This window comes from Asaia sp. As-1742, assembly GCF_011753235.1.
Classification (GTDB): domain Bacteria; phylum Pseudomonadota; class Alphaproteobacteria; order Acetobacterales; family Acetobacteraceae; genus Asaia; species Asaia bogorensis_B.
The window spans coordinates 1-7,808 of the sequence record NZ_VWWA01000028.1; the positions used below are offsets into that span (position 1 = coordinate 1).

At 55.7% G+C, this 7,808-nt stretch carries 6 protein-coding genes and 4 pseudogenes; 5 read left to right on the forward strand and 5 right to left on the reverse strand.

Features of this window, described 5'->3' with window-relative positions:
• Positions 1 to 140: 140 nt before the first annotated feature.
• Positions 141 to 584 (reverse strand): annotated as a pseudogene (locus F3J08_RS16375) (integrase core domain-containing protein); the annotation flags it as partial.
• Positions 520 to 1,086 carry a substrate binding domain-containing protein gene (locus F3J08_RS16380; protein WP_240149421.1) on the reverse strand — a complete coding sequence of 189 codons (567 nt, stop codon included), beginning with the start codon at positions 1,084 to 1,086 and terminating at the stop codon, positions 520 to 522. The gene F3J08_RS16380 and the pseudogene F3J08_RS16375, both read right to left, overlap by 65 nt.
• Positions 1,087 to 1,354: 268 nt before the next feature.
• Between F3J08_RS16380 and F3J08_RS16385 the strand changes: the two genes are divergently transcribed.
• Entirely contained in the window at positions 1,355 to 3,181 is a 1,827-nt protein-coding gene (locus F3J08_RS16385; RefSeq protein WP_166931757.1) for a methyl-accepting chemotaxis protein, read from the forward strand.
• 309 nt (positions 3,182 to 3,490) lie between these two features.
• On the opposite strand, the gene F3J08_RS16390 is transcribed toward F3J08_RS16385, so the two are convergent.
• On the reverse strand, positions 3,491 to 4,372 hold the full coding sequence (locus F3J08_RS16390; RefSeq protein ID WP_166931760.1) for a LysR family transcriptional regulator: 882 nt from the start codon (positions 4,370 to 4,372) through the stop codon (positions 3,491 to 3,493).
• 97 nt (positions 4,373 to 4,469) lie between these two features.
• Here F3J08_RS16390 and F3J08_RS16395 point away from each other — a divergent pair, with 97 nt between their 5' ends.
• Both F3J08_RS16395 and F3J08_RS16400 read left to right on the forward strand, forming a co-directional pair.
• Positions 4,470 to 5,363, forward strand: a complete 894-nt coding sequence (locus F3J08_RS16395) for an NmrA/HSCARG family protein (RefSeq protein WP_166931763.1) — start codon at positions 4,470 to 4,472, stop codon at positions 5,361 to 5,363.
• Between the two features lie 119 nt (positions 5,364 to 5,482).
• Positions 5,483 to 6,261 (forward strand): annotated as a pseudogene (locus F3J08_RS16400) (IS5 family transposase).
• A 12-nt stretch (positions 6,262 to 6,273) separates the two neighbouring features.
• Here the strand turns inward: F3J08_RS16400 and F3J08_RS16405 are convergent.
• A pseudogene (locus F3J08_RS16405) lies at positions 6,274 to 6,555 on the reverse strand (transposase); the annotation flags it as partial.
• Between the two features lie 306 nt (positions 6,556 to 6,861).
• Here F3J08_RS16405 and F3J08_RS17620 point away from each other — a divergent pair.
• Both F3J08_RS17620 and F3J08_RS17625 read left to right on the forward strand, forming a co-directional pair.
• Positions 6,862 to 7,227, forward strand: a complete 366-nt coding sequence (locus F3J08_RS17620; protein ID WP_370458762.1) for a helix-turn-helix domain-containing protein — start codon at positions 6,862 to 6,864, stop codon at positions 7,225 to 7,227.
• An 81-nt stretch (positions 7,228 to 7,308) separates the two neighbouring features.
• The gene (locus F3J08_RS17625) at positions 7,309 to 7,608 is read left to right on the forward strand and encodes a transposase (protein WP_370458763.1); all 300 of its coding nucleotides are present in this window, start codon (positions 7,309 to 7,311) and stop codon (positions 7,606 to 7,608) included.
• 73 nt (positions 7,609 to 7,681) lie between these two features.
• Here the strand turns inward: F3J08_RS17625 and F3J08_RS16415 are convergent.
• A pseudogene (locus F3J08_RS16415) lies at positions 7,682 to 7,808 on the reverse strand (IS481 family transposase); the annotation flags it as partial.

The following is a 7,808-nucleotide window of genomic DNA, read 5'->3' on the forward strand; positions in this document are numbered from 1 at the left end:
CACTATGCTGTATCGCTCGACGGACTGCCGCTGTCGTCGTGGCGCTCCCGTGGTGAACCTGGCCCATAGTGCTTCCTTCCATTCCGATGAAAAGATTGCACCATCAAAACCCGGGACCAAACACCTAAGGAGCGTTGCCCGGCGATCTGATCGGGTGTCTTGCCACCGAGCTGCAAGTGTGAACGCACGGTGTTGTAGTCGTATTGCCAAGCAGCAAGAACCTCCATGGCGTATGCCAGCGACGTGAACAGGATCTCGTTGAGGCATTCGTCGCGCAATTTCCCGTTGAAGCTCTCGACGTATCCGTTCTGCTGTGGTCTGCCGGGCGCGATATAGTGCCATTCGACCCTTGTCGTCTCGGTCCATTTCAGAATGGCATGTGAGGTGAACTCCGTTCCATTGTTGCTGACGAGCATGAGAGGCTTGCCGTGCCTCATGTCCAGCGCAGTCAATTCCCGCGCGACCCGTCCGCCGGGTAAGGACGTATCGGCCATCAGACAGACGCATTCCCGACTGCAATCATCGATGACAGCCAGAATGCGGAACCGACGACCGCAGATCAGAGCGTCTGAAACAAAATCCAGGCAAACGTTTGACCCCTCTCCCGTTCTCGAAGACGACCTGCAGGACGGCGGGCTCCGGGATGACGGCTCGAACAGCGACGGTTACGCGATGTTCGCGATCAGAGCTATCCCGGAAACTCCAGACCGAGGGATGATCGGTCCATCCGAGCAATTCGCGACCGGCTAGGTCGTGTGCCGTTAGGGGCGGGCCTTTTTCAGAGAGGTAGGTCGGACTGGCGCAGGGCCATGATTCGATCCTGCCCAGCTTGCTGGCGATCAGATCGGAGTCGGGCATGGCCCCTATCCGGATTGCCAGGTCAACATCCTCCCTCGCCAGATCGACGATCCGGTTCTCAGCCTCAAGATGAACGCGCAACTCAGGATACTCTCGCAGAAAATGCGGCAGCATCGGCGCCACCAGCCCGATTACGAAAGTCGTTGCCGCGCTGATTTTCAGAACACCCCGACGAGGTTGCCCCGTTACCCCATCGAGGGCCGCGGTGGCCTCATTCAGATCATCCATGACGCGTCTTGCGTGGATCGGGAGTATGCGCCCGGCTTCGGTCAGTCTGGCACTCAGCCTGAGCCATCACAAAGATTGCCGATTTGGAAGTCTGGATTATCCGCGAAAACGCAACGGATTCGATTTTGCGCAAGATCAAAGCATCTAAATCCTAATCATACTATAATGCCGTGGAATATTTCTCACCTCGAAAGCGCCAGCGAATCTCCGTACACCGCAGACACCCAACAGTACATTTAGACGTAATGGCGTAGGCTGGATTAAGGTAATGAATAATCTTTTGATAAAAATATCTCTGACAAAACAATTTTTTATAATATTCTTGCTGGCTCTTCTTATCATGATCTCCGGAACGGGGATGGCGCTGAAGCATAGTTACGATTTGTATATGGAGGCCAAACAGAAAGAGATAATTGATATTCTGGACTCAACGAAATCAATCATCGACAGATATGTAAGCCAGGAAAGTGCCGGACAGTTGTCTAGGACAGAGGCTCAACAAAAAGCACGCGAGCTGATCTCTGCCATCCGCTTCGATGGTTCGAACTACATTTTCGCTCTCGGCGAAGATGGAACGGTCATATCGGAATCCGATCATAAGTTGGTAGGCACCAACCAGATTCAACGGGTCGATATCAACAAAGAGCCAGTGTTTGCTCCTATGATAAGATCAGCCTTAGCCGGAAGACAAATCTTCCACGAATACTATATGCCTAAGAACGGTGACGGCACCCCGCAGCGAAAAATGAGTTTGGCGATCGCCATACCGCAATGGCACTGGATTATAGGCACGGGTATCTACCTGAAGCAGGCCCGGTCGGACATGATAGGTTATATCATTGGGTTGGCCGCTATATTCCTCCCCTTGCTGGTCGCGTATGTGGCTCTGGCTGTCTGGGTAATTTCGAGACAGAAAGAGCTATTGGCCGGGTTGGCCGATAATATGCACAGTCTCGCCCGGCAGCTCCCAAGGGGTAACGTTCCCGGGCTTGATCGCCCGGACGAAATTGGCGAGATGGCTCGCGCGGTAAAGGTGTTCGAGGAACAAGCTAATGAGAAGAAACGCCTGGAAGCCGAGGCCGAAACCCAACGCAGACGGGCGGAAACAGAGCGCTTGTGCAACGAAGAAGGACGGGCGGCGGCATCCCTGCAACTCACGCTTGTCGTGAAGTCTCTTGCCGAAGGGCTTGGCAAGCTTGCTGACGGCGATCTTTTAGTACGACTGGACACGGAATTTGGTCCGGATCTCGAAGGGGTGCGTGACGATTTCAACACTGCTGTGGCGCGACTACATGACACCATGTCCAGTGTTGCACAGAGCACAGAAAGCGTTCGTGGTGGATCCGGCGAGATTGCCCAGACGACGGACGATCTCGCCCGTCGAACGGAACATCAGGCTGCCAGCCTTGGACAAACAGTCGCAGCCCTGGATCAGATCACGTCGACGGTACGTGCCGCCGCCTCTGCCGCTCAGGATGCATACAAGATAACCGAACAAGCCAACGCCGCCTCGGAAAAATACAACGATGTCGCAAACGCCACCCTCCGAACGATTGAGGAAGCCGAGAATGCGTCGAACCAAATTGTCGGTATCATAGACGTCGTCGATAGCATTGCCTTTCAGACCAATTTGCTAGCTCTAAACGCGGCAGTCGAAGCAGCCCGCGCGGGCGAGGCGGGTCGTGGTTTCAATGTGGTGGCAACGGAGGTACGATCATTGGCTCAGCGTTCCGCTGACGCTGCACGGGAGATCAAAAATCTGATCACGGCGTCGAATACAAAAATCGATGCGGGTGTAAGCATGGTTAAAGAAACAAGCGAAGCTTTCATCGGGATTGGTCAGCTGATTGGCAAAATCAATACACTCGTCTCGCAGATTGCCGATCATGCCCAGGTTCAAGCTACCTCTTTGGGTGAGATAAATTCGACTATGTCGCAGATGGATAGAATGACCCAGCAAAACGCAGCAATGGTCGAACAAAGTTCAGCCGCGAGCCACACATTGGATGCGGAGGCACGGAAGCTCTCTTCACTCGTAAGGCAGTTTTCTTTACGTAGCGCCTCATCAAGTGGCTTATCCACTGCGGCGGCATAGCCTAGTTTACGCCCCAGGGAAGGCAAACACCTACGGATTGAACCGTTACTTTGCTCCGTATTCTATGGACTCTGGTGGGATCGATGCAAAGGTACTGGATGCGCGTCGGGAAACGATGAACCTTCCCTCTGAAGGGCAGTATCTCACCTACCTACCTGAGCATCGCTGATAGTAGACCGTAAGTGTCTTGGACTGCTCCAGATCTGGAGACGATTTTGCGACAAGAGTGAGAGCAAGCCGACCTGAAATCTATGAAAATAATCTTCACCAGGAAGCAGCAGAGATCATGCTGTTGCCCTAGCGTGGGATTCATATCGCGCCCAGGTGCACGCGCAAAGCATCGATAAACACCCGGACCTTGGAGGAAAGGCTCCGATGCGCTGCGTAGACGGCATGTACCTCCACCGTCTCCGCTTCATAGTCGGGGAGCAGTCTAACAAGCCTCCCCTTCTCGATTGAGGGACGTGCCAAAAAGTCAGGTAAACGTCCGACCCCTCTCCCGTTTTCGAGGACGACCTGCAGGACGGCGGGCTCCGGGATGACGGATCGAACATTAACGGACACGCGATGCTCGCACTTCGAGTTATCCGTAAAACGCCAGATCGACGGTTGATCGGTCCACCCAAGCAACTCGTGATTGGTCAAGTCGTGCGGCGTCTGGGGCGTACCCCTTTCCGAGAGATACGCCGGGCTGGCGCAGGCCCATAATTCTATCCTGCCCAGCTTGCTGGCGATCAGGTCAGAGTTGGGCATGGCCCCTATCCGGATTGCCACGTCGACATCCTCCCTCGCCAGATCAACAATCCGGTTCTCAGCCTCAAGATGGACGCGCAACTCAGGATACTCTCGCAAAAAGTGCGGCAGCATTGGCGCCACCAAGCCTATTGCGAATGTCGTTGCCGCGCTGATCTTCAGAACGCCTCGAGGCTGCCCCGTCACACTATCGAGAGCCGCTGTTGCCTCGTTCAGATCGTCTATGACGCGTCTTGCGTGGATCAAGAGTATACGCCCGGCCTCCGTCAATCTGAGGGCATGCGGGACGCGCTCGAACAGCTTCGCCCCGATTTCCCTCTCCAGACGGGACAATGCTCGGCTGAGCGATGATTTGGGCGTTCCCGTGACGCGCGAGGCCGCGCTGAGACTCATGGTCTCCGCGATGCGCAGAAAGCTCCCGAGATCATCTGAGTTCATGGCTTGTGTTCCAGATATAGAACGAGACGTCTACGATGACGTATCTGCCTTGTCCAACCGGAACGGCTTATTGTGCCTCTTCAGTAAGGGGGCCGAGATGTTAAAACCAGTCATTCTGATTACGGGCGCAACCGGACAACAAGGCGGTGCCTCGATCCGCGAGATGCAACGCCGAGGGCACTGGCGCCTACGCGCGCTTGTTCGGGATCTGAAGGCGCCAAAAGCAGTTGCTCTGGCAAAGCTTGGGGTCGAAACCTTCCACGGTGATCTGGAAGACAAATACTCCCTTCGATTGGCTCTTGATGGGGCTGAGGGTGTTTTATCTGTCCAGTCGCCCATGAAGATCGGCCCTGCCGGTGAGGAGCGACAGGGGAAGAGGCTTGCCAGCCTTGCCAAGGAAAGTGGCGTGCGGCACTTTGTGCAGTGCTCCGCAGGCGGGGTTGAGCGACGAAGCGGCGTGCCTCATTTCGAGAGCAAATGGGCGATTGAGCAGCACATTGCGTCACTGAACGTGCCGACTACGGTTCTACGTCCTGCGGCCTTTATGGATAACTTTTCAAGTCTGATCTTTCGGATCACCATGCTCTCCATGATGAAGACCTATCTGAGGCCGGATCAGGCCATGCAGCTTGTCTCGGTGCAGGATGTTGCCTGGTTCGCTGCAGAGGCGTTCGAGAAACCTGATCGGTATCTTGGTCGGGCCATTGAGCTTGCAAGTGACACCGTGACGGCCCGCTCTGCAGCGTTAATTCTGAGGAGTGCCGGAATACGCCCTAGCAGCAGCTTTACGATCCCCTCTGTCATGCGAGCGCGCCTGCCCGAGGACTTTCGTCTGATGTTCGAGTGGATCGCCCGAGACGGCTTCAGAGCTGATATTCTCGCTCTGCGATCCGAGAATCTGGGAATGCTCACACTCGAGGACTGGGCGCTAAAACGCTCAAAAGACAACCGTCGACGCCGGGCGTCGTCTGCCGATCGGATCGGTCGATAACGCGTAGCGAGATAAGACTGCCGATAGGCGAAATTTGGCGGCCTTCCGCTATTTTTCCTAGGTTCAGGACCTATTAATTTATTGAACTGAACGAGAAGTCGTGACTCACAGGCTTACCGATGGAGGGTAGGCCTGTAAGTGATGTGTTTATGCTGTCTGAGCGCCAGATGAAGCGGATTGAACTGTTTTTTTCTCTGGCACACGGAGTGCCACGCGTGAATGACCGGCGTGTTCTGAGCGGGATCGTTTATATTATCCGCAACGGCCTTCAGTGGAGGGATGCTCCGAAAGCGTATGGTCCACACAAGACTTTCTACAACTGCTTTATCCGGTGGAGCCGCCTGGGTGTCTTTGACAGGATCTTTGTCGTCCTGACAGAACAGGTTGGCCGTTCGAAGCGTCTGATGATCGATGCAAGACATCTCAAGGCACACCGGATTTCGGCGTCCCTGCTCAAAAAGGCGCTTTTTTCCGCCATATAGGACGGATAAAAGGCAGCCTGAACACAAAACTTCTTGCCGTGTGCGATGATCAGGGCCAACCTGTCCACCTTCATCTGACTGCTGGACAGGTCAGTGACTTCAGAGGCGTAGACGTGCTTCTGGCAGACCTCCCCGATGAGACAGAAGAGGTCATCGGGGACAGAGTCTACGATAGCAATCAGATCAGGGTATCGCTTGCAGACCAGAACATCACAGCCTGTATTCCGCCGAAGAAGAACTGGAAATCAAGGCCACCTTACAATTGGCACCTGTATAAAAAGCGCCATCTGATCGAAAATATGTTCGCAAAGCTGAAAGACTGGCAACGTGTTGCGACCCGATATGACCGCTGCGCTCATACATTCATGTCCGCAATCCACATCGTAGCAAGCGTCATCTTCTACCTCGAAGAATGAGTCCTGAGCCTAGGAAAAGAACCAGTGGTTGGCGTTCATACCCAGCATGCCCCCTTTACCCGCGCGACGTAGCGCCATTTCCAAGTCGCCGACGCCATAAAAGCTGTCACCGGCGTCCCAGGAAAACGGCACTTCAACCGCAAGCGCTCGCCCGATCGTAGCGTTGGCCAGAAACGGCTTGATGGCAAAGCGGACGTCATCGGGCACATGGGCGGCTGCCAGGCGCTACGATGTATCGGTCCAGCTTTTCGGCAAGTAGAGCACCCGGTCGAGAAAAGCGTGCCCTTCTTGCGTGGCTCATTGCCCAGCAGCGTTTACAGGAAGCGTCCTACAGACACAGCAATCGGCTCCAGCCCAGATACCGGCCGCATCCGATCCTTGACCTATAGCGACAACAGTGCGGAAAGCGCTAACAGTGTCATACCTTACCGCAAACAGGACTGTATCCTGCTCCAACACTCAGGCGATGCCGAGTGAAAAATTCCGACGCTTGTCCACGGATTGTCAGACTTAGAGCATAATCCGACCTGACGGAGTCGTTTTAGGGTTCCCGCCGGGATGGAAATCTGATTCATACCTCCAGACGGGAGGCTGGCATGCATGACCCGAGCCCTGTCCACCGACCTTCGCCAACGCACGCTTACCGCCGTGGCATCCGGAATGAGCTGTCGTGCTGCAGCTTCACGCTTCGGTATTTCTCCGACGAGCGTCATCCGGTGGGTGGCGGAGTGGCGCGCCAGCGGCCGCGACCATGCGCTAACACAGGGCGGTGATCGTCGCTCGCATCGGGTCGAGGCCTGGTCGGACTTCCTGCTTTCCGAAGTCGAGACAAAAGACGATATCTCGCTGATAGAACTGGCGGACAGGCTGGCGACGAGGCACGGCGGGCGTTTCGCACCGAGCACGATCTGGCGTTGCCTTGACCGCCACGCCATGACCGTCAAAAAAACAGCGCACGCCAGCTAGCAGACACGGCCCGACGTCGCGGCACGGCGCGAGGCCTGGTTCGAGGGCCAGCCTGATCTCGATCCCGAGCGCCTGGTCTTCATCGACGAGACCGCCGTTTCCACGAAAATGGCCCGTCTGCGCGGACGCTCAAAGCGCGGCACGCGCTGCCGGGTGCCGGTGCCGCACGGGCATTGGAACACGACGACCTTCATTGGCGGCCTACGCCTGTCGGGCATGACGGCACCGATGATGCTGACCGGGCCGATGACAGGCGAATGGTTCGCGGCGTATGCCCAACAGATATTGGCCCCGAGCCTGACGGCAGGAGATATCGTGATCCTCGACAACCTCCCCGCGCACCGTCGAGGCCCTGCAGGACGCCGTATGCGCCGCTATTGATGACGTCTGCCCAGAACAGGATACCGCGTGCTTCACCGCCGCAGGGTATGAGCCAGATTGATCGGATTATGCTCTAATTGTTTGGTCCCGGGTTTTGATGGTGCGGGTTTTGCGTGAATCTTGATGGCTCGTGCTGCCATTGCTGGCAAACGAATTCGTATGGCGTGAGGCCCCGGAGCGTCTTCAGTCGACGTGCGAAA

Coding starts and splice junctions, on each gene's coding strand:
- F3J08_RS16395 (WP_166931763.1), top strand. CDS start 4,470: ATGTTAAAACCAGTCATTCTGATTACGGGCGCAACCGGACAACAAGGC.
- F3J08_RS16380 (WP_240149421.1), bottom strand. CDS start 1,086: ATGGATGATCTGAATGAGGCCACCGCGGCCCTCGATGGGGTAACGGGG.
- F3J08_RS16385 (WP_166931757.1), top strand. CDS start 1,355: ATGAATAATCTTTTGATAAAAATATCTCTGACAAAACAATTTTTTATA.
- F3J08_RS16390 (WP_166931760.1), bottom strand. CDS start 4,372: ATGAACTCAGATGATCTCGGGAGCTTTCTGCGCATCGCGGAGACCATG.
- F3J08_RS17620 (WP_370458762.1), top strand. CDS start 6,862: ATGACCCGAGCCCTGTCCACCGACCTTCGCCAACGCACGCTTACCGCC.